The sequence below is a fragment of the Comamonas testosteroni genome (assembly GCF_000761245.1).
Classification (GTDB): domain Bacteria; phylum Pseudomonadota; class Gammaproteobacteria; order Burkholderiales; family Burkholderiaceae_C; genus Comamonas; species Comamonas testosteroni_C.
The window spans coordinates 295,285-314,900 of the sequence record NZ_AWOR01000068.1 but is presented as its reverse complement, the minus strand read 5'-3'; the positions used below and the strand labels follow the sequence as shown (position 1 = coordinate 314,900).

Below are 19,616 nucleotides of genomic sequence, written 5' to 3'. Positions count from 1 at the left end.
TCGTCGCCTGGCACGATCTTGGAGGCTCCCATGCCGGATAACCAGAAAACCGCCTCGGGCAGCTTTGCGCCCCTGGCCATCCCCGTTTTTGCAGTGCTGTGGGCCGCCACGGTGCTGGGCAATATCGGCAGCTTCATGCGCGATGTGGCCAGCGCCTGGATGGTGACCGAGCTCTCGTCCAGCCCCACGGCCGTCGCGCTGATTCAGACGGCGGCCACGCTGCCCGTCTTCCTGCTGGCCATCCCGGCCGGCGTGCTGTCCGACATCCTGGACCGCCGCCGTTTCCTTATCGGGGTGCAGGTGCTGCTGGGAGCCGTGAGCGGCACACTGCTGGTGCTGGCCCAGACCAACACCCTCACGGTGGAATACCTGGTGGCCCTGACCTTTGTAGGCGGCATTGGCGCCGCCCTCATGGGCCCGACCTGGCAGTCCATCGTGCCCGAGCTCGTGCCGCGCAGCGAACTCAAGAGCGCAGTGGCGCTGAACTCCCTGGGCATCAACATCGCCCGAGCCATCGGTCCGGCCGCCGGCGGCCTGCTGCTGGCCAGCTTTGGCGCCGCCGCGGCCTACGGCCTTGATGTGCTGAGCTATGTGTTCGTGATCGCCGCCCTCATCTGGTGGAAACGTCCCAAGGCCGAGGCCTCGGCGCTCAACGAGCAGTTCTTCGGCGCCTTCCGGGCAGGTGTACGCTATGCCCGTGCCAGCCGCGAGCTGCATGTGGTGTTGCTGCGCGCCGCCGTGTTCTTCCTGTTCGCCAGCTCGGTCTGGGCTCTGCTGCCCCTGGTGGCGCGGCGCATGCTGGGTGGCACGGCCGGTTTCTATGGCGTGATGCTGGGCGCTGTGGGCGCCGGTGCCATTCTGGGCGCCGTGCTGCTGCCCAAGCTGCGCAAGCGTCTCGATACCGACGGTCTGGTGTTGCTGGCTTCTGTCGTTACGGCCTTGGTCATGGGCATGCTGACCCTGGCGCCGCCCCAGTGGGCTGCCGTGGCGCTGATGCTGGGGCTGGGCCTGGGCTGGATTGTTGCGCTGACCACGCTCAACGGCGTGGCCCAGGCGGTGCTGCCCAACTGGGTGCGCGGCCGGGGTCTTGCCATCTACCTGATGGTATTCAACGGCGCCATGGCCCTGGGCAGTCTGGGCTGGGGCCTGATTGCTGGCCAGCTGGGCCTGTCGGTCACGCTGCTGCTCGGTGCCCTGGGCCTGGGAGTAGTGTCTCTGGTCTTCCACCGCGTCAAGCTGCCTGCTGGCGAAGCTGATCTGCAACCGTCCAACCACTGGCCCGAGCCCCTGCTGGCAGAACCCGTGGCCCACGATCGTGGCCCGGTCATGATTCAGATCGAATACCGCATTGCCCACGAAGATCTGACCGCCTTTTTCCAGGCTATGCAGCAAGTGGCCCAGGAGCGCCGTCGCGATGGGGCTTATGCCTGGGGCGTGGCTGAACACACCGGCGAGCCCGGCCGGGTGATCGAGTGGTTTCTGGTTGAGTCCTGGGCCGAGCACCTGCGCCAGCATGGTCGCGTGTCCAAGGCCGACGCCGATCTGCAGGCCGCCGCTTTGCGCTACCACCAGGGGCCGGACAAGCCAGTGGTTCACCATTTCCTGGCCCTGGATGCGCGCAGCGCCCAGCAGGGATCTGGCTCCCCCGCCCACTGAGCGGCGCTGGAGTCGGCATTCATCGCTGATGGGGCAGGCGATGAATGCCTCCCGGTTTATTTTTCGAGGGCCCAGGGCTGAGGCCGGTGCGTCACTTACTTGACGGGCTTGGTGGCGCGCACGGCCACGACCTCGATTTCCACATACCAGGCCGGGTTGGCCAGGGCTGCAATCTGGAAGGCTGAACGCGCGGGCAGGTTGGGTTGGGCAGCCGTGCCAAAGAACTGGGTGTAGCCGCGCATGAAGCCGGCAAAGTCCATCTTGTTGCCCTTGGCGGGATCGGCCACCAGGAAGACCTGCATTTTCACCACATCGCTCATGCCGAGATTCATGCTCTTGAGTTGCTCTTCCAGGCCCTTGAGGATGGCGACGGTCTGGCCCTCGGTGTCGCCGCCATAGGCAGCAGGATCAGTGGCGGGCTTGGATTTGTCCACCACTGGCGGCACCTTGCCCGAGAGGTAGACGGTGCGGGCATCGGTGGGGATTTCCACGGCTGCGGCGATGGGGAAGGTCGAGCCCGGTGTCCTGTAACGCAGGACATCGCCGCTGCCGGAGGTGGTGGCTGCGCAGCCGGTGAGCAGGACTGCAGTGCCCAGCAGGGCGGCGGTGGTGGCGGTCTTTAAGATGGATGGAACGTTCATGTGATCTCCTGAATGGATTTATGGGGTGACGCGAAAGGGTTTGACGTCGGCGGCAGACAGCTTGTCCGGGTACTGATTGCCGAAGTTGCTGCGCACATAGTTCACGACGTCGGCAATCTGCTCATCGGACAGCTTGCTGGCAAAGGACGGCATGCCGTGCAGGCCGTTCATGACGACCGAGGCCGGGTAGGCAGCGGCTGCCAGCTTGGGGTTGGAGGCCAGCGCAGGGTAGAAGCCCGCGCCCTTGGCACCTTCGCCCTTGACCATGTGGCATCCCTGGCAGATGGCCTGGTACAGGGTCTCTCCGCCGCTCTGACTGAAGCGTGGGCGGACCGCAGAGAAGTTCTGCATCAGCGCCTGGGTATCGGTGGGCGAGATGGAAAGAACGGCGGCAGACTGCAGCGTTTGCAGGTTTTTCACATCCTGGGTTTTCATGCCCTGTGATTGGGCCAGGACGGCGCCGCAGAGACCCAGGGCCAGGGCGCAAGCGGCGCAAAGACGGTGCAATGTGTGCATGGTGAAGTTCCTTGTGGCGGACATGGGCGATCAGAGGCTGGAGGCCTTGGCGTGCAGACGCTGGATGGCGTCCAGCGAGGACAGCACGGCACCTTCCTGCCAGGCGGGGATGTACGAGACATGCTCGCCCGCGAGCACCAGGCGACCATCGATCTGGGCCAGATCCTTGTAGTGCTGCTCGCGCAGCGCATCGGTCCAGTTGCCGAAGCAGCCGTTGATCCAGGGCATGCGATGCCAGGCCACCGACACACCGTTGAGGAACTCCTGCTTGTACTGCGGATGGATCTGCGCGCCGTACTCCAGCGCAAGACGAACGCGCTCGGCCGGCTTGAGCGAGGAGAAGCGGTAGCTGTTGGAGTTCTCGAATGCATAGGCGCCCAGCAGCACGGCGGGGCCGCGGCTCATATAGCCGGTGGAGGGGTAGGAGATCTGCTGGATCGGCAGATCGGTGTAGCTGATGCCGCCGTAGATGCGCTCATCCTCTTCCCAGAAGCGGCGCTTGAACTCCAGTCCGACCTTCATGGAGCTACCGTAGGGCACGGCAGCAATCGCGTTCTGCATGGCGCTGCCGGCCTGCACTTCGATCTGGCTCAGGATGGACAGCGGAATCGTGCACACGCACCAGTCGGCGCGGGCCTGCAGCGTGGCGCCGGGCTTGAGGGCGTCCACATAGTCCACGGTTACGCCCTTGTCGTTCTGGGCGATCCTGGTGACTTTGGCGTTGTAGCGGATGGCAGAGCCCAGATCGCGTGCCATGGCCTGGGCCAGCATGTCCATGCCGCCTTCGGGCTGGAAGATGGCGCTGTGGAATTCGTAGATATTGCCCACACCCATCTGGCGCCACAAATTGGATTCGAGCAGCTCGTGCAGGCCCATGGGCGTCGAAGGTTTGGCCAGCGCCATCATGCCGCCGCCGGGGTCGATGTCGTAGCCACGGAAATCGCTGACCGCATTGCTGGCGCGGTAGCGGTACTCCTTGTCCAGCACGCCCCAGGCCTTGAGGCTCTCCAGCAGGCGTTCCTTGTCTTCCCGGCTGACGCTCTGGTCCAATGCGCCCTGATTGGTAGCCTTTGACAGCAGCTCGGCCACATGGCCGTAGACATCGGTCTGCACATGGCGAAAGCGCTGAGGCTTGCCGGCCAGGGCCTTGCTGTTGTGCAGATATGCGTTGTAGTTGACCTGGTTGAAGGCTTCGAGCTTGATGCCGAAGCGCTTGTAGTAATCCAGCATCGCATGGTGGTGGTAGGGCACACGCCAGGGGCCGGGGTTGAAGTAGTTGCCCTTGGCAAAGCCCACTTTCTGGCGCGTGCCGTCGAGTTCGCTGAATTCATCGCCGCCGCGCAGCGTCCAGCAGCGGCCTCCGGCGCGGCTCTGGTATTCAAGCAACTGCACCTTGTAGCCGGCCGCACGCAACTCGTGGGCTGCCACCATGCCTGCCAGGCCAGCGCCCAGCACCAGAACCGATGCACCAGGTCTGGCGTTGCCGAGCTTGACCGGACCGCTGTAATGCGATTGGGCGGCATATCCCAGTGAACTCATGGCTTGATACATGGCACTGCCGCCCGCGACCTTTCCGATCATCGAGAGCAGTTGTCTGCGACTGACATGCTTGCTTGGCTCTGGCATCTGAAATCCCTTTGCTGTTGTGTATTCCGCTGTCCATCCGGGGCTGCGGGGCAAGGGTTTTCAGCAAGAGCTGTGCCAGGGCAAGGGGCTCAAGGCATTAGTTCAATGAAATCAGTTACTTGTTATGTAATTCAGATCAATCTGCATTCAATCCTCTTAACTCGTATGGTGCATGCTCACTAATTTGAAGCATCAATCGCCAAATTGGTGCAGCGGAGTCACACAATAAGCTGCAAAAAAAGCGTATCGGCTGTGACAGCGGATACGCCTTGAGAGTGGGAGCGGAACTACGGACCCGCCGGGCTCAGAGCTCGCTGGGAGGCTCGCTGGCCTTACTGACCATGACACGATTGCGTCCACCTCGCTTGGCTGCGTAGAGCATGGCATCGGCCTGCTGGAAGACGGCCTTGATATCGGGAGCACTGTCGGGCCAGTGGGCCACGCCCAGCGAGATCGTGATATGGCCCACTGGCGGTATCTCCATCTTCTCGACCAGATGACGCAGACGCTCGGCGGCATGGGCGGCGGCCTCCAGCCCCGTGCCGGGCAGCAGCAGCAGAAACTCCTCTCCACCCACTCGACAGGGCAGGTCATCGACACGCGAGACCTCGCGCATGGTGCGTGCGAGCTGTCTGAGGACCTCGTCGCCTGTATCGTGGCCAAAGCCGTCGTTGATATGCTTGAAGTGATCGATGTCGATGGCAATCACCGAGAACGGCAGCGCTTGCGTCTGAAAGGCGCTGATAGCTGCCTCCAGATGACGGCGATTGCCCAGGCCTGTCAGCGGATCTGTGTTCACATCCTCGCGCAGCTTGGTGATATTGCGTTGCAGCAGGCCCAGGCCCTTGAGCATGGCTTTCTTGAGTTCGTGGGACTCGAAGTACCAGGACTTGACGGCCTGGATGTTCTGCGCCGTCTCGGGCTTGTCCATATCGTGAGCGCCGTTGGCGAGCTGGCGCAGTGGGCTGGCAATGCGGCGCGCGCTCCACCAGATGACCACCAGCATCAGCAGGGCGATGGGCAGGGTCTTGTAGAGCACGGAGCGCATCAGCTTGTTGAGCGGGGCCAGCGTGGCCGCCTTGGGACGCTGGGCCACAATGCCCCAGCCCGAGGCGTGGATGACGGCATAGCCGGCCAGCATTTCCACGCCCTTGCTGTTGACGACCGGCGCCGTTCCCGACTCGCCCCGGATCACGGCGTTGATGACATCGTTGTTGATCACCTGATCTCCGATACGCTGGTTGTCGGGGTGATAGATGATGTGCTTGTTCCTGTCCACCACATAGACATAGGTGCCATCCTGGTAGAAGTGCGAGCCCAGCAGGGTGTCGAGGATGCTGTCTTCCTTGAGGTAGATGCTGCCGCCTACCGCTCCCAGGAATTCGCCCTGAGGGTCGAAAATGGGCTGCGAGACAAAGACGATGTAGTTGCCGGCCGTGGACATATAGGGCTGGCTGATGACGGGCCCGCGAGTGCTCAATGTCTGTGTCACTCCGGCGCTTTGCAGCGTCTTGCCCTTGATCTGCAGGGTTTCGGGCGATGTCGCCAGCACATAGCCCGTGGGGTCGATGATGGTGACGGAGTTGAAGCTCTTGGTTTGCAGGCGCAGACGTGTGGCCTCCCTGGCCAGATAGTCCACGTCGTCCATGTGCGCGCCCATCAGATTGGCGCTGTATTCCAGCTGCTGCAGGGCGGATTGCAGAAAATCATCCGTGCTCTGCGCCAGCTTGGTCGCATAGGCATGGTGACCTTCGAGCGTGTTGTCTATCAGCTGCTGGCGCTGCACCAGATAGCCGGCATAGAAGGTGTTGAGAAACGGGATCAGCGCGCTGCAGATGGTCAGGACCAGAATCAGGCGGCGCAGGTCAAGTCGGGTCGGTGCCAGGCGGCGTTGCCAGGGGAGAGATTTCTTCACAGATGATGTCGCGAGAGCAGGGCGGCTCTGCGCTGTACCTGTGTGCTCTGACAGGCTCAGACCCCGGCCGCATATTCATTGAGTGTCTGCATTATGGTTGCTCGAGCCGTGGCCCTGCTCATGGTCAACCACAATGCAGCCGCATCAGGCTGACAACTCCTTGAACTTTTCCACCTGTACCGCGCAGTCGTAGAAGCAGGGCGCTCGGCCAATATCGGTGAGCTGCTGATGCGTCAGCTCGTTCACATTCGTGCCGTTGGCTCCCTGCTTGCGCCACCAGATGCCCAGGCCCACCACCACGCCGGCGCGAGCGCGGCCGTTGACGGCGGCGTGGCAGACATGCTCGCCGCGCTGGTTGAAGACGCGCAGCTGGTCACCGTCGGCAATGCCGCGCGCAGTTGCGTCATCGGGGTGCATCTCCAGCAGCGGACGCTCTTCCATGCGGGCCAGACTGGCCACATTGGCAAAGCTGCTGTTGAGAAAGTTGCGTGCGGGTGGCGAGATCATGGCCAGCGGGTAGGCCGTCGTGGGCGGCTCGTAATTGGGCAGGTAGTCGGGCAGGGTGTTGATGCCCAGCCGCGCCAGGGCGGGGTTGTCGAATTCGCATTTGCCCGATGGCGTGGCAAAGCCGCCTTCGGCAAACGGAGCATCGGGCAGCGGGATATGGGCAAAGCCCTGTTGCAGCAGCTCTTCAAAATCAATAGCTGTGTCCGAGACTGCTGTGCGGCATAGAGTTTCATCAGACTCAGAAAAATATGCTGCCGCAAAAGCGGAGTCCAGCCTGGACATATGCATGGCCAGATCACGAAAGATCTGCGCGTTGCTGCGCGCCTGACCTTGGGGCTCGATCGCGGGGCGATTCAGCAGCACATCGGTATGGCCGTAGCTGCCGTGGATGTCCCAATGCTCGAGCTGCGTGGTGGCGGGCAGCACATAGTCGGCATGGTCTGCGGTGTCGGTCAAGAAATGCTCAAGCACCACGGTGAACAGATCTTCGCGCGCAAAGCCCGCGGCCACCTTGGTTGACTCTGGCGCCACTGCCAAGGGATTGCTGTTGTAGACCACGACGGCTTCCACCTTGGGGCCGAAGCTGGTATCACCCTCATGCAGCAGCACATCGCCAATCTGGCTCATGTTCAGGGTGCGTGGGCGACGCTCACCCAGCAACTGCGGCATCTGAAGAGAGGCCCGCTTGAAGGGCGAGACCCCCGAGGCGGATAGCAGCAGGCCGCCCGCGCGGTGGCGCCAGGCACCGACAAGAGCCGGCAAGCAGGCCACGGCGCGCACGGCATTGCCGCCGCCGCGCACTCGCTGCATACCGTAATTGAGGCGAATGGCCGCTGGTCTGGTCGTGCCGTAATCACGTGCCAGGGACTGAATCTGTTCCACGCTCAGGCCACAGACACTGGCGGCGCGCTCGGGCGGCCATTGCAATGCTCTGGCCTTGAGTGCGTCCCAGCCCTGGGTGTGTTGGGCGATGTAGTCATGGTCCAGCCAGTCATGCACGATCAGCTCGTGCATCAGCGCCAGAGCCAGTGCCGCATCGGTGCCGGGCAGCAGTTGCAGGTGCTCCTGGCATTTGTCGGCAGTCTCACTCTTGCGCGGGTCTATGCAGATCAGCTTGGCGCCCTGGCGCTTGGCTTCCTGCGCATAGCGCCAGAAATGAAGATTGCTGGCAATGCTGTTGCTGCCCCAGATCAGGATCAGCTTGCTTTCGGCAAAGAACTCCACGCGCATGCCCAGTTTGCCGCCATAGGTGGCAGTCAGCGCCTCGCTGCCGGCACTGGCGCAGATGGTGCGATCCAGCAGGCTGGAGCCCAACTGGTGAAAAAAGCGCCGGTCCATGCTTTCACTCTGCACCAGTCCCATGGTGCCGGCATAGCTGTAGGGCAGTATGGCTTCAGGCGCGCGCTGGGCAATGCCGTGCAGGCGCTGGGAAATATCGCTCAGCGCTTCGTCCCAGCTCACGGGGGTGAACTGGCCGCTGCCTTTGGGGCCGCTGCGCTTGAGAGGCTGCAGCACTCGCCCGGCGTGGTAGGTGCGCTCGGTGTACTTGCTGACCTTGGCGCAGAGCACGCCGCCCGTGTGAGCGTGTTCTGCATTGCCTTGCACCTTGGTGGCGGTGCCATCGACCACCGTGGTGACCAGGGCGCAGGTGTCCGGGCAGTCATGCGGGCAGGCGCCGCGTACTTGAACGATATGAGGCATGTCGTGGGCTCGAAAATTCTGGGCCGGTTTGCGGCTGAAGACCGTTTTGTGGGCCTATTATGCGGCGCGCATCCATGCCAAAAAACCTGAGATGCAAGACCCCAGAAACGGGCCGATCCAGCCCGTAGCAATGAGTAGCCCGTAGAAAGAGATCGAGAGCAATGCAGGACAAGCGAGTGGAGTGGAATCGTCGTCAATTCATGACTGCTGGTGCAGCTGTGGCAGCCGGGAGTTGGACCGGCGCCAGTCATGCCCAGGATTCGAGCGGACCCATTGTGCTTGGGCAGTCCTGTGCACTGAGCGGCCCTTCGGCGCAGCTGGGTATGCAGTTTGTGCAGGGCGCCAAGCTGTACTTCGATCAGCTCAACGCCCAGGGCGGCATTGGCCGCCGCCAGGTGGAGCTGCGCACGCTGGACGATGGCTATGAGCCAGAGCGTTGCGTGGCCAATACCCAGAAATTCATTGCCGACGATGTAATGGCCTTGTTCGGCTATCTGGGCACTCCCACCAGCATGGCCGCACTGCCTTTGCTGCAGAAAGCCAAGCTGCCGCTGATTGCTCCACTGACGGGGGGCGCCGGCCTGCGCGACCCCAAGCTGGCGCAGACGGTCTTCAATCTGCGTGCCTCCTATGCCGATGAAACCGCTCTCATGGTCAGACAACTGGTTTCTTTGGGCCTCAAGAAGATCGCGGTGTTTCACCAGAACGACGCCTATGGCCAGTCAGGTCTCGAGGGGGTGATGCAGGCGCTGCAAGGCCATGGCCTCAAACCCGTGGGTGCCGCGACGGTGGAGCGAAATTCCCAGGATGTGGCCAAGGCCGTCAAGACTCTGGTGCCGCTGGGTGCCGATGTGATAGTGCAGGTCGGCACCTATGCGGCCAGCGCTGCCTTTGTGCGAGCGGCACGCCAGGCAGGCTATGGCGGTCAGTTCTACAACGTGTCGTTCGTGGGCACTTCTGCACTGGCGCAGGCCCTTGGCAAGGAGGCCGAGGGCGTCGTGGTCACCCAGGTCGTGCCCTCGCCTTTCAAGACCTCGCATCCCCTGGCGCGTGAGTTTCAGGCTGCACTGCAAAAAAGCGGTGCTTCGCTGCAGCCCGATTACTCCAGCATGGAAGGCTATCTGGCTGCCCGTGTCGTGAGCGAAGCGCTGAAATCAGCCTCTGCCGCAGGTCGTCTGCAGCGCGATGGCCTGGTGGCGGCGCTGGAGGCCATGAATGGCCAGCAGGTTGCGGGCTTTCCTATCGCATTTCGTGCACAGGCGGGCAAGCCCCGTTTTGTGGAGCTGTCCATGCTCACGGGCGACGGAAAGGTCCGGGTGTGAGGCTTTGAGGTGCACAGGGCGCAAGCTCTCTCGCTTTGGGCCATCATGGCATCTTTGCCATTGATGACCCCAAGGAGAGAGCGCATGGCCCTGCTGCCCGAACTTCAAGCAAGCGCCCCTGACATTGCCGCGCTGCGTCGCGATATCCACGCCCACCCCGAGCTGTGTTTCGAGGAAATACGGACCTCGGATCTGGTCGCGGCGAAGCTGGAGCAATGGGGCATAGCAATCCATCGCGGTCTGGGCAAGACCGGTGTGGTGGGCATCATCCAAGGTCGTGACGGCGGCAGCAGCGGCCGAGCCATCGGCCTGCGTGCCGATATGGATGCCCTGCCTATGCAGGAGTTCAACACCTTTGACCATGCCAGCCGCCATGCGGGCAAGATGCATGCTTGCGGTCATGACGGCCACACGGCCATGCTGCTGGCGGCGGCGCAATATCTGGCCGCACATCGCGACAGCTTCGAAGGTACGGTCTACACCATCTTCCAGCCTGCCGAGGAGGGCGGTGGCGGTGCTCGCGAGATGGTCAACGACGGACTGTTCAAGCAGTTCCCCATGCAGGCCGTGTTTGGCATGCACAACTGGCCGGGCATGAAGGCTGGCACCATGGCCGTGGGTGCGGGGCCCGCCATGGCATCCAGCAACGAATTCAGGATCGTGGTGCGCGGCAAGGGCGGCCACGCGGCCATGCCGCATATGGTGGTGGACCCGGTACCCGTGGCGGCCCAGCTCATCATGGCTTTCCAGACCATCGTCAGTCGTAACGTCAAGCCCATTGAGGCGGGTGTGGTGTCGGTCACCATGGTTCATGCCGGCGAGGCTACCAACGTCGTGCCGGACAGCGTGGAGCTGCAGGGCACGGTGCGTACCTTCACGCTGGAGGTGCTGGACCTCATCGAGCAGCGCATGCAGCAGATCAGCGAGGCTGTCTGTGCGGCGCATGGCACGCAATGCTCGTTCGAGTTCGTGCGCAACTACCCACCCACCATCAACACGGCCCCCGAGGCCGAATTTGCCCAGGCCGTGATGCGCGAGATTCTGGGCGATGCTGGTGTGGTGCCTCAAGAGCCATCCATGGGGGCCGAGGACTTCGCCTTCATGCTGCTGGAAAAGCCCGGTGCCTACTGCTTTATCGCCAACGGCGACGGTGATCATCGCGCCCTCGGGCATGGCGGCGGTCCCTGCACCTTGCACAACCCCAGCTACGACTTCAACGATGCGCTGATTCCGCTGGGCGCGACCTTCTGGGTCAAGCTGGCCCAGCGTTGGCTGCACCAGCCTACGTGCGGCTGAAGGCTTGGGCCCGCCGTTGCGGGCTGGGTGGAAGATTTCTTTCACGCCAGACTTCGGGCGGGCAGCCAAAGAGCGTGCTGAACCAGCGTGTGAAGGCACTGTGGCTGTTGTAGCCCAGCATGGAGGCGATCTGGCCCACAGGGTAGTCAGGGTTGCGCACATAGCGCTGCGCAAGATCTGAGCGAACCTCCTGCAGCAGGTCGGTAAAGCTCAGGCCTTCACCGTCAAGCTCGCGCTGCAGGGTCCGTACGCTGCGCCCCAGACCCTGGGCCACGCAGATGCAGGTGGCATTGCCCGAGGGCAGCATGAGGTAGATGGCCTTGCGCACCTGCTGAGCGATCGAGGCCTGACGGCCTTGCTGCGTGGTGTCCACCATGGTCTTGGCATAGCGCACCAGAACCGGGTCGGCCAAGGGGTTGGGTGCATCCAGGTCCTCGGTGCGAAACACAATGCCGTTGAAGTCCGCATCAAACTCCACGCGGCAACGAAACATCTGCTTGTGCAGGCTGGTGTCGCTGGGCGCGGGGTGGCTGAAGCAGACCCGCAGCGGGCGCCATTGCTCATGCAGCAGCAGATTGCAGGTGCGAAACAGCACGCCGATTGCCAGCTCCATGGATTGCGGAAGCGCCTCCGGCAGGGTGAACTCTTCGCGCAGCACCACGACGCCATTGGCGTCGTCCATATGAATCACCAGCGACTCATTGAGCATGTGCACATGCTCGATCAGCGTACTCAGCACCTTGCGCAAGGTGGGTTGGTGCAGCAACAAAAGGCTGACGACACCGAAGTTCGAGACCTGCCGCGATTGCGCCATGCGAAGGCCGAAGTTTTCGCAACCCGTGATGCTTGCAGCTTCTTCCAGCAAGCGCCCGGCCGTCAGCGCATCGATCAGCTGATCCTGCTCGCGCACCACGGCGGGTCGCAGCCCCGCACGACGCAATGCTGCGTCGGGGTCTCCACCCAGCTCGCTGAAGAGTTCCGAGAAATTTGTCAGAGATGCCGCGCGCACAAAAGTGACCATGACTGCTCCATGCATAGAGGCGTGGAAATTCTGGCATGAGATGCATAAGGTGCGGCATGAAATGCACAACCTATGTGACACAGGTTTTCTACAGTGGACTTACCGGACGGCAGAGACCTGCAACAAGCCCGGGTTCAAAAAAGGTAGGAGACAGCTATGCAGATAAACCCTCTGACCTGTGCCATAGGCGCGGAGTTGGTCGATGTGCAACTGGCGGATGCGCTGCGCGATGATGGGCTTTTCGCAGAGATCAAGACGGCCTTGCTCAAGCACAAGGTGCTGTTCTTGCGTCGCCAGAGTATCAGTCGCGCCGAGCATGTTGGTTTTGCCCGGCGTTTTGGCGAGCTGGAGGATCACCCGGTGGTCGGCAGCGATCCCGATCATCCCGGCCTGGTGCAGATCTACAAGACGCCGGACAAGCCGCTGGACCGGTATGAAAACTCCTGGCATTGCGATGCCACCTGGCGCGAGGTGCCGCCCATGGGTTGCGTTCTGCGCTGCGTTGAATGTCCGCCGGTTGGCGGCGACACCATGTGGGCCAATATGGCGCTGGCTTACGAGATGCTTCCATCGCATATCAAGGACGTGATAGCTCCGCTGCGGGCACGCCACAGCATTGAGTGCACCTTTGGTGCCGCCATGCCTGCGCACAAGCGTCTGGCCCTCAAGGCGCAGTTTCCGGATGCGGAGCATCCTGTCGTGCGCACACATCCGGAAACCGGCGAGAAAGTCCTGTTCGTCAGCGGCTTCACCACGCATTTCACGAACTTCCACACGCCTGCCAATGTGCGTGTGGGCCAGGACTTCACCCAGGGCTCATCCAGTCTGCTGCAGTTCTTGATCAGCCAGGCCGCGATCCCCGAGTACCAGGTCCGCTGGCGCTGGGAGCCCGGCAGCATCGCCATCTGGGACAACCGCGCGACACAGCATTACGCGGTGATGGATTACCCGCCAAGCCATCGAAAGATGGAGCGTGCTGGAATCATTGGAACACCGACTTTTTGAGCATCGGCAGAGACGCCCGTGGCAAGGCGCAGGACCTGGCCGTGCCGTGCGATGCAAGCACAGCTGTACCCAAGGATCAAAGTGCGGGAATGGCTTTCATATAACAACGGAGACACCATCATGAATTTTCTCGACGGTCACCTGGTTGCCGAAAATCAGCAGCCTCTCATCATCACTGCAGCTCCTTATGCGCCTTCGTGGCTGCCGGAGGACTTCCCTGGCGAAATTCCCGTCACGATGGAGGAGCAGATTCAAAAAGCCGTGGACTGCTACAACGCCGGTGCCCAGGTGCTGCACCTGCATGTGCGTGAGCTCGACGGTCGCGGCAGCAAGCGGCTTTCCAAGTTCAACGAGCTGATTGCCGGCGTGCGTGCCCGCGTCCCGGACATGATCATCCAGGTGGGTGGGTCGATCAGCTTTGCACCCGAAACCGATGGCGCGGCCGCCAAATGGCTGTCTGACGATACCCGCCACATGTTGGCCGAGCTGGACCCCAAGCCCGATCAGGTGACGGTGACCATCAATACCTCGCAGATGAACATTCTGGAGCAGTTCGATGCGCGGGATATCCAGGGCACTTCGATGGAGGACCCAGCGGTGTTCAATGCCTACAAGGAAATGACCGTGCCTGCACAGCCGGGCTGGGCCGAAGAACATATACGCCGCCTGAGTGCGGCGGGCATTCAGAGTGCCTTCCAGTGCTACAACATCAACAGCTTCGAGTCGGTTGAGCGGCTGATGCGTCGCGGCATATACAAAGGTCCGCTGGTGCTGAACTGGGTGGCCATCGGCGGCGGCATGGACCAGCCAAGCGTCTACAGCCTGGCCAATTTTGTGCGCGCCGTGCCAGACGGTGCGGTGCTCACGGTGGAGGCCTCGGTGCTGAACGTGCTGCCCATCAATCTCATGGGCATTGCCATGGGCCTGCATGTGCGCTGCGGCACCGAAGACAATCTATGGAATCAGACCCGAACCCGAAAAATGGGCACGGTGGAGCAGATCGAGCAGTTGGTGCGCATTGCCAAGGAATGCAGCCGCCCCATTGCCACGCCTGCACAGGCGCGCGAAATCTGCCAGATCGGGGTGTTCTACGACACCGTGGAGGAGAGCCTGACAAGGAACGGCTTTGCTCCGAATCGCAACGGTGCTCAGCAGGGTTTTCTGCGCAAAGTCGCCTGAGGTCAAAGGATCGCACGATGCAACGCATTCCAGTCCTGTTGTCCATTGCTCTGGCTGCAGCTTTGCCAACTGGCAGCGCCTTCGCTTTCACCGACAAGCCCGTCAAGCTCATTGTTCCAGCCCCGCCCGGCGGCACGATCGATGTGTTTGCACGAATCATCAGCGATCAGCTGGCGCATGAGCTCAAACAGCCTGTGATTGTGGAAAACCGCCCCGGTGCCGGCGGTGCCATGGCGGTGAAATACATGCTGTCCCAGCCCTCAGACGGCAATACCCTGCTAGTGACGGTGACCAATATCCTGACCGAGGTTCCGCATGTGCTCAAGGGGGGCTTTGATGCCATGAAGGATGTCAAACCCGTCTCGCAGATGGCACGCTCCGTCATGGTCTTCATTGCTTCGCCCCAGTTTCCGGCCAAGGATGCCAAGGAGGCTATTGCCTATATCAAGGCCCATCCGGGTCAGCTGTCCTTTGCCTCCTACAGCCAGGGGACGGCATCGCAGTACGCCGGAGTGATACTGAATCAGAAGGCTGGCCTGGACATGCAGCATGTGCCGTTTCCAGGCTCTGCACCGGCACTGGCACAAATCATGGGCAATCAGATTCCGCTGATGTTCGACGGCTCCGTGACCACCAAACCGCTGGTTCCCAGCGGCAAGGTCAAGCTGCTGGCCGTTGCTTACAAGAGCCGCTTGTCCGATTTTCCCAATGTGCCGACGATGGGCGAGCTCGGTTATCCGGAACTTGATTTCAGCAACTGGGCCGGCGTCTTTGCCTCGGCAAAGACGCCGCAGCCGTTGCTGGAGAAGATCAATGCCACGCTGCAAAAGGTCAACGCCAGCCAGGCGGTGCAGGCGCGCTATCTGTCCACCGGCTTCGAGCCCATCAAGCAGGAGCGCACGCTGGAGCAGCTGTCTACCGATCTGCAGTCCGAATACCAGCGCAATGGCGAGATCGTCAGGAATTTCGGTATCAAGCTGAACTGAGTCGGCTCGTCAAACGTTCCGGGCATGTCTGCGACTGAGGATGCCCGGACTTTTGCTTTGCAGCGCTTGCTGCACCTTGCTGTGAACAATAGAGACAGGAGTATTTCATGACTCAGGCCATTCGCTTTTACGAGACTGGCGGTCCAGAAGTTCTGCGACTGGAAAACGTTGCCGTGGGAGACCCCGGCCCAGGCCAGGCGCGTGTGCGGCATAGCTATATCGCGCTCAACTTCATCGATGTGTACTTCCGCTCCGGGCGTTACCCGCTGGCCTTGCCCAACGGACTGGGCTCGGATGCCGTCGGGGTGGTCGAGGCCGTCGGAACGGGTGTGACGGATATCCGGGTGGGTGACCGCGTTGGCTATCTGATCGGTCCGCAAGGCGCTTATGCACAGGCACGTGTGATGCCTGCAGAAGTGCTGATTCCGCTGCCCGACGGAATTTCAGACCGTACTGCAGCCACGCTCATGATGAAAGGCATGACGGCCCAGTATCTGTTCCGTCAGGTCTATCCGCTGCAGGGCGGTGAAACCATTCTCTACCACGCAGCTGCCGGAGGCGTCGGTCTGATTGCCTGTCAGTGGGCCCGCGCCATGGGGGTCAACATGATTGGTACGGTCAGCACGGATGAGAAGGCCGAACTGGCCAGGGCGAACGGATGCGCGCACACCATCGTGACTTCGCGCGAAAGCATCGTCGAGCGAGTGAAGGAAATCACGGCAGGCAAGGGCGTTCCCGTGGTTTATGACTCGGTAGGCAAGGACACACTGATGGACTCGCTCGATTGCCTGCAGCCGCGTGGCTCGCTGGTCAGCAACGGAACCTCTTCCGGCTCCGTGGTGGTGGACTCATCGCTGCTGGCCGCCAAAGGCTCGATCTGGATGACCCGGCCGGCCATGATGCATTACATCCAGCCCCGCTCACATATGCTGGAGATGGCTGCAGAGCTGTTCGAGCATGTGCTGGCAGGGCGCATTGTGAGCGAGCCGCAGCAGGAGTTTGCATTGGCCGAGGCGGCACAAGCCCATCGCGCATTGGAGGCGCGCAAGACCGTGGGGGCAACGGTACTCGTGCCATGAGCTGCTGGGTGCAAATGTCGGGCGCGTAAAGCCATTGCGAGGATCTGTGCCGGCACCTATTCCAAGGTGCCGGCTTTTTTCTGCCTGACATTGGTCATGTGGCAGGGCGACATTCCTAGGGATTTCACCTTGGGAACATGGCACCAAATAAGCAATGAATGGCATCAACTGCACAAGAGCTGCAGCCTTCCTTTTCTAGAGTGATTTCGCGGATCAAGACCGCAAATTCATAACGAAAAGGAGACATGACATGCCACGTATTTCACGCTATATCTGGAGTCTTTTTGCCTTGTCCGCCAGTAGTCTGGCCGGCGCTCAGTCATCCGTGACGCTGTTTGGTGTCATGGATGCGGGCGTCAGCCGTTACATGGTGCGCAGCAATTCCTGGGATGGCTCTGGTCGCACGGCCAGCCAAGGTATCTGGGCGCTGTCACCATCGGGCAATCTGGCCAGCCGCCTGGGTGTTCGTGCCGTTGAAGATCTGGGTGCTGGAATGTCTGCCAGTATGTGGCTGGAAGCGCCTGTGACCAACGACACGGGCGGCGGCGCGCTGAACTTTGGGCGACGCTCCACCGTCAGCCTGGCGGGCAATTGGGGCGAGCTGCGCCTTGGGCGCGATCACACGCCTTCGTTTCTGAATGACTGGGCTTTTGATCCCTATTCCGTCAACGGTGTGGGCGTCAATTTGCTGGCGGTGGTCAGCAGCAACCTGGCCATCAACCGTGCACTGAGTACGCAGACCAGCGGCACGCTGCCTGAGCGCTTGCTGGGAAACGGTTTGTCGGCAGGCACGGACAATTATCTGCGCGCGAACAACTCCATCGGCTACCACCTGCCGACAGGGCTGGGCGGACTTTATGGCCAGCTGATGTATGCCTTCCCGGAAAATGATGCCAGGCGCGGCCGCTATGCGGGAGGCCGCATAGGCTGGGCCAGCGGCCCCACCGATATTGCGCTGGGCTATGGCGAAAGCATGCTGGGCACTTTCAACGGCCGCAAGGAAACCATCAAGTCCCTGAACCTGGGAGGTTCGTACAACTTCGGGCCGGTCCGCGTGTTGGGCGAGTGGTCGCAGGTGCGCAATGCGCGCAGCGATGTGCGGGCCACAGACCGCTATGACGGGCTTCTGGCTGGTGTGCAAATCCCTGTCGGACTGCATCAGCTCAGGGCGTCGGTGGCCAGGGTGCAATTCAAAAATGGGCAGGGAACTGGCGACGCCTCGGTGAACAAGCTGGCCTTGGGTTATGTGCATAACCTCTCCAAACGTACGGCGCTCTACACCACGGTGTCACGTATCAGCGTGAGCAATGGACACAACAATCCTGCGGTGATGGGTGTGACGCCGCTGGCCGTCAGCAGCCCGGTCATCATGCCGCAACCGGCCTACAGCAACAGCCCTGGCATGCAGCCACGCAGCGCATTGGGCTTTGATGCGGGTCTGCGCATGATGTTCTGAAGGCACTCCGTTGCTACTGCCGTAAGGCGAATCGCGAAGGGGCGGATCTGAGAGAGCGTGTGCCGCAAAGGGCTGCTTGCTTGCCGACGTCGCAGTACTTTGTGAAATAAAAAGAACGGTCGTTCTAATTTAGCGGATTTTTGGCTACACTGGCCTCGATTACTAAAGCGCAGGAGACCTTTCATGTCCGATCTGAACGCCCGGTTTGAAGAGACCGTCAAGAATTCCACCTCGCTCGGCGAGCGTCCCGACAACGCCACCTTGCTCAAGATTTATGCCTTGTACAAGCAAGCGACCGAGGGTGACAACGAAGCCAAGAAGCCCAGCTTCACCGACATGGTGGCTCGTGCCAAGTGGGATGCGTGGGCCAAGCTGGAAGGCACTACGCTGGATGAGGCCAAGCAGCAGTACATCGATCTCATCGAGTCGCTGCGCTGATCTGCGCCAGCCCTGATTGCCGACAAGGCTCCGGGTTCCGGGGCCTTGTCGTTTCAATTCAGACCACATCACACTGCGCCAAGGACGGGGAGCTGGAAACTGGCGCGCCCCGAGGCTAGGCACACCGAGGAAGGGTCGCCCCGCCCCGAAGGTGTCGTCCCCCTTGGGGGAAGCGGCAGGGCTGCTCAGGGGGTGTCAGTACTTGTTCGAGAAATTGGCGCTGATGCGCCGACGCAAATATTCCGCCCCTGTGATGGGCGGATATTTTTTGGCCGGCCCTTCGATCACCGCATCCTCATTGGCCTGGCAGAAGAAGGCCAGGCTGTAGCGGGCTCCCTGGTATTCATGGGGCTGAGGGTTGCGCACGCGGTGGAAGTTACTGGGCAACTGGTCGTCGCTCCAGCGCATCAGCATGTCGCCGATATTGCAGGTGATGACGCCATCCACGGGCTTCACGGGGGTCCATTGCTGGGCCTCGGCCTCCTTGCCGGGAAGCACCTGCAGCCCGCCCTGGCCGGCGCGCTGGAACAACAGCGTCAGGCAGTCGAAGTCCGTATGTGCGCCTGCGCGCCACAGGCCGATTTCGTCCTTGAGTGCCGGGTCCACGGCAAAGTAATGCAGCATGCGCAGCGTGCTCTGGTAGCTGGGCACAGCGGGGTCATGTGCGCGGGTGAAGAACTCCTCATCAAAGCCCAGCTTGTAGGCAAAGCAGGACAGCAGTTGCATGCCTACCTGCCAGCATTGATGCTCAAAGGCCAGCGTGGCCTGCTTGAAGCCGGGCAGCTCCTGCTCGCTGGGCCACAGACCCTGCATGCGCGGGCGCGTGACCTGATAGGACTCTTTCTGGTCGGGGGTGCGCGTGGAAGGGCGAATTTGCGCCTTGTGCTCCCAGCCTGCATTGCGCGATAGCGGCCATTGCGCCTTGGTTTCGGGTGGCAAGCCAAATAGCTGTTCTGCCCTGCCGAATGCGGCGTCGATATCGGCCTGGGCAATGTCGTGGCCGGAAACCTGGAAGAAGCCGATTTCCATCGAAGCGCTCCAGATCTGCTCGGCAATCTCCTGCTTGCGCTGCTCGAAGTCGCTGATGTCGATGACGCGAACTTCGCGCGCTGAAGTTTCTGCGCCTTGCCCGCCCATGCGGGCTTCCTTGTCCAGTTCGCCAAGGCTGTAAGAGTGGCTGGTCACGGTCTGCATAAGAATTTCTCTTGCGATGACTTCAGACACCGGCGTTGCCAGTGATGCTTGAGGCTGCGGGGCATCTGAAGTGTGGAT

16 protein-coding genes are annotated in these 19,616 nt (G+C 61.6%); 9 read left to right on the top strand and 7 right to left on the bottom strand.

Annotation, left to right across the window (positions count from 1 at the left end):
- Positions 1-30: 30 nt before the first annotated feature.
- A complete protein-coding gene (locus P353_RS20375; protein WP_034373686.1) occupies positions 31-1,656 on the top strand; it encodes an MFS transporter in 1,626 nt (541 codons plus the stop codon).
- Between the two features lie 95 nt (positions 1,657-1,751).
- Here the strand turns inward: P353_RS20375 and P353_RS20370 are convergent, their stop codons facing one another.
- The 5 genes from P353_RS20370 to P353_RS20350 all read right to left on the bottom strand — a co-directional run bounded on the left by P353_RS20370 (position 1,752) and on the right by P353_RS20350 (position 8,562).
- Positions 1,752-2,297 carry a RidA family protein gene (locus tag P353_RS20370; protein WP_052084948.1) on the bottom strand — a complete coding sequence of 182 codons (546 nt, stop codon included), beginning with the start codon at positions 2,295-2,297 and terminating at the stop codon, positions 1,752-1,754.
- Positions 2,298-2,315: 18 nt separating this feature from the next.
- A complete protein-coding gene (locus P353_RS20365) occupies positions 2,316-2,813 on the bottom strand; it encodes a c-type cytochrome (RefSeq protein ID WP_034373683.1) in 498 nt (165 codons plus the stop codon).
- Between the two features lie 30 nt (positions 2,814-2,843).
- Positions 2,844-4,439: a flavin monoamine oxidase family protein gene (locus P353_RS20360; RefSeq protein ID WP_034373680.1), complete on the bottom strand. Its 1,596-nt coding sequence runs from the start codon at positions 4,437-4,439 to the stop codon at positions 2,844-2,846.
- A 304-nt stretch (positions 4,440-4,743) separates the two neighbouring features.
- Entirely contained in the window at positions 4,744-6,354 is a 1,611-nt protein-coding gene (locus P353_RS20355) for a sensor domain-containing diguanylate cyclase (protein ID WP_034373677.1), read from the bottom strand.
- A 144-nt stretch (positions 6,355-6,498) separates the two neighbouring features.
- A complete protein-coding gene (locus P353_RS20350; protein WP_034373674.1) occupies positions 6,499-8,562 on the bottom strand; it encodes a molybdopterin-containing oxidoreductase family protein in 2,064 nt (687 codons plus the stop codon).
- Positions 8,563-8,723: 161 nt separating this feature from the next.
- Here P353_RS20350 and P353_RS20345 point away from each other — a divergent pair, with 161 nt between their 5' ends.
- Together P353_RS20345 and P353_RS20340 are read left to right on the top strand one after the other, a co-directional pair.
- Positions 8,724-9,884 carry an ABC transporter substrate-binding protein gene (locus P353_RS20345; protein WP_034373671.1) on the top strand — a complete coding sequence of 387 codons (1,161 nt, stop codon included), beginning with the start codon at positions 8,724-8,726 and terminating at the stop codon, positions 9,882-9,884.
- Between the two features lie 84 nt (positions 9,885-9,968).
- Positions 9,969-11,180, top strand: coding sequence for a M20 aminoacylase family protein (locus P353_RS20340; protein ID WP_034373669.1), 1,212 nt, complete (start codon positions 9,969-9,971; stop codon positions 11,178-11,180).
- On the opposite strand, the gene P353_RS20335 is transcribed toward P353_RS20340, so the two are convergent.
- Entirely contained in the window at positions 11,167-12,201 is a 1,035-nt protein-coding gene (locus P353_RS20335) for an AraC family transcriptional regulator (protein WP_034373666.1), read from the bottom strand. The genes P353_RS20340 and P353_RS20335 overlap by 14 nt on opposite strands.
- 156 nt (positions 12,202-12,357) lie before the next feature.
- On the opposite strand from P353_RS20335, the gene P353_RS20330 reads away from it, so the two are divergent.
- From P353_RS20330 to P353_RS20305, 6 genes are all read left to right on the top strand, one after another.
- On the top strand, positions 12,358-13,206 hold the full coding sequence (locus tag P353_RS20330) for a TauD/TfdA dioxygenase family protein (RefSeq protein ID WP_034373663.1): 849 nt from the start codon (positions 12,358-12,360) through the stop codon (positions 13,204-13,206).
- A 120-nt stretch (positions 13,207-13,326) separates the two neighbouring features.
- Positions 13,327-14,385: a 3-keto-5-aminohexanoate cleavage protein gene (locus P353_RS20325; protein WP_034373660.1), complete on the top strand. Its 1,059-nt coding sequence runs from the start codon at positions 13,327-13,329 to the stop codon at positions 14,383-14,385.
- 17 nt (positions 14,386-14,402) lie between these two features.
- Positions 14,403-15,371 carry a Bug family tripartite tricarboxylate transporter substrate binding protein gene (locus P353_RS20320; RefSeq protein ID WP_034373657.1) on the top strand — a complete coding sequence of 323 codons (969 nt, stop codon included), beginning with the start codon at positions 14,403-14,405 and terminating at the stop codon, positions 15,369-15,371.
- 107 nt (positions 15,372-15,478) lie between these two features.
- Positions 15,479-16,450 carry a quinone oxidoreductase family protein gene (locus tag P353_RS20315; protein WP_034373655.1) on the top strand — a complete coding sequence of 324 codons (972 nt, stop codon included), beginning with the start codon at positions 15,479-15,481 and terminating at the stop codon, positions 16,448-16,450.
- A 250-nt stretch (positions 16,451-16,700) separates the two neighbouring features.
- On the top strand, positions 16,701-17,906 hold the full coding sequence (locus tag P353_RS20310; RefSeq protein WP_034373652.1) for a porin: 1,206 nt from the start codon (positions 16,701-16,703) through the stop codon (positions 17,904-17,906).
- Between the two features lie 183 nt (positions 17,907-18,089).
- Positions 18,090-18,344, top strand: coding sequence for an acyl-CoA-binding protein (locus P353_RS20305; protein WP_034373650.1), 255 nt, complete (start codon positions 18,090-18,092; stop codon positions 18,342-18,344).
- A 195-nt stretch (positions 18,345-18,539) separates the two neighbouring features.
- Here the strand turns inward: P353_RS20305 and P353_RS20300 are convergent, their stop codons facing one another.
- Entirely contained in the window at positions 18,540-19,538 is a 999-nt protein-coding gene (locus tag P353_RS20300) for an isopenicillin N synthase family dioxygenase (protein WP_034373647.1), read from the bottom strand.
- Positions 19,539-19,616 lie beyond the last annotated feature (78 nt).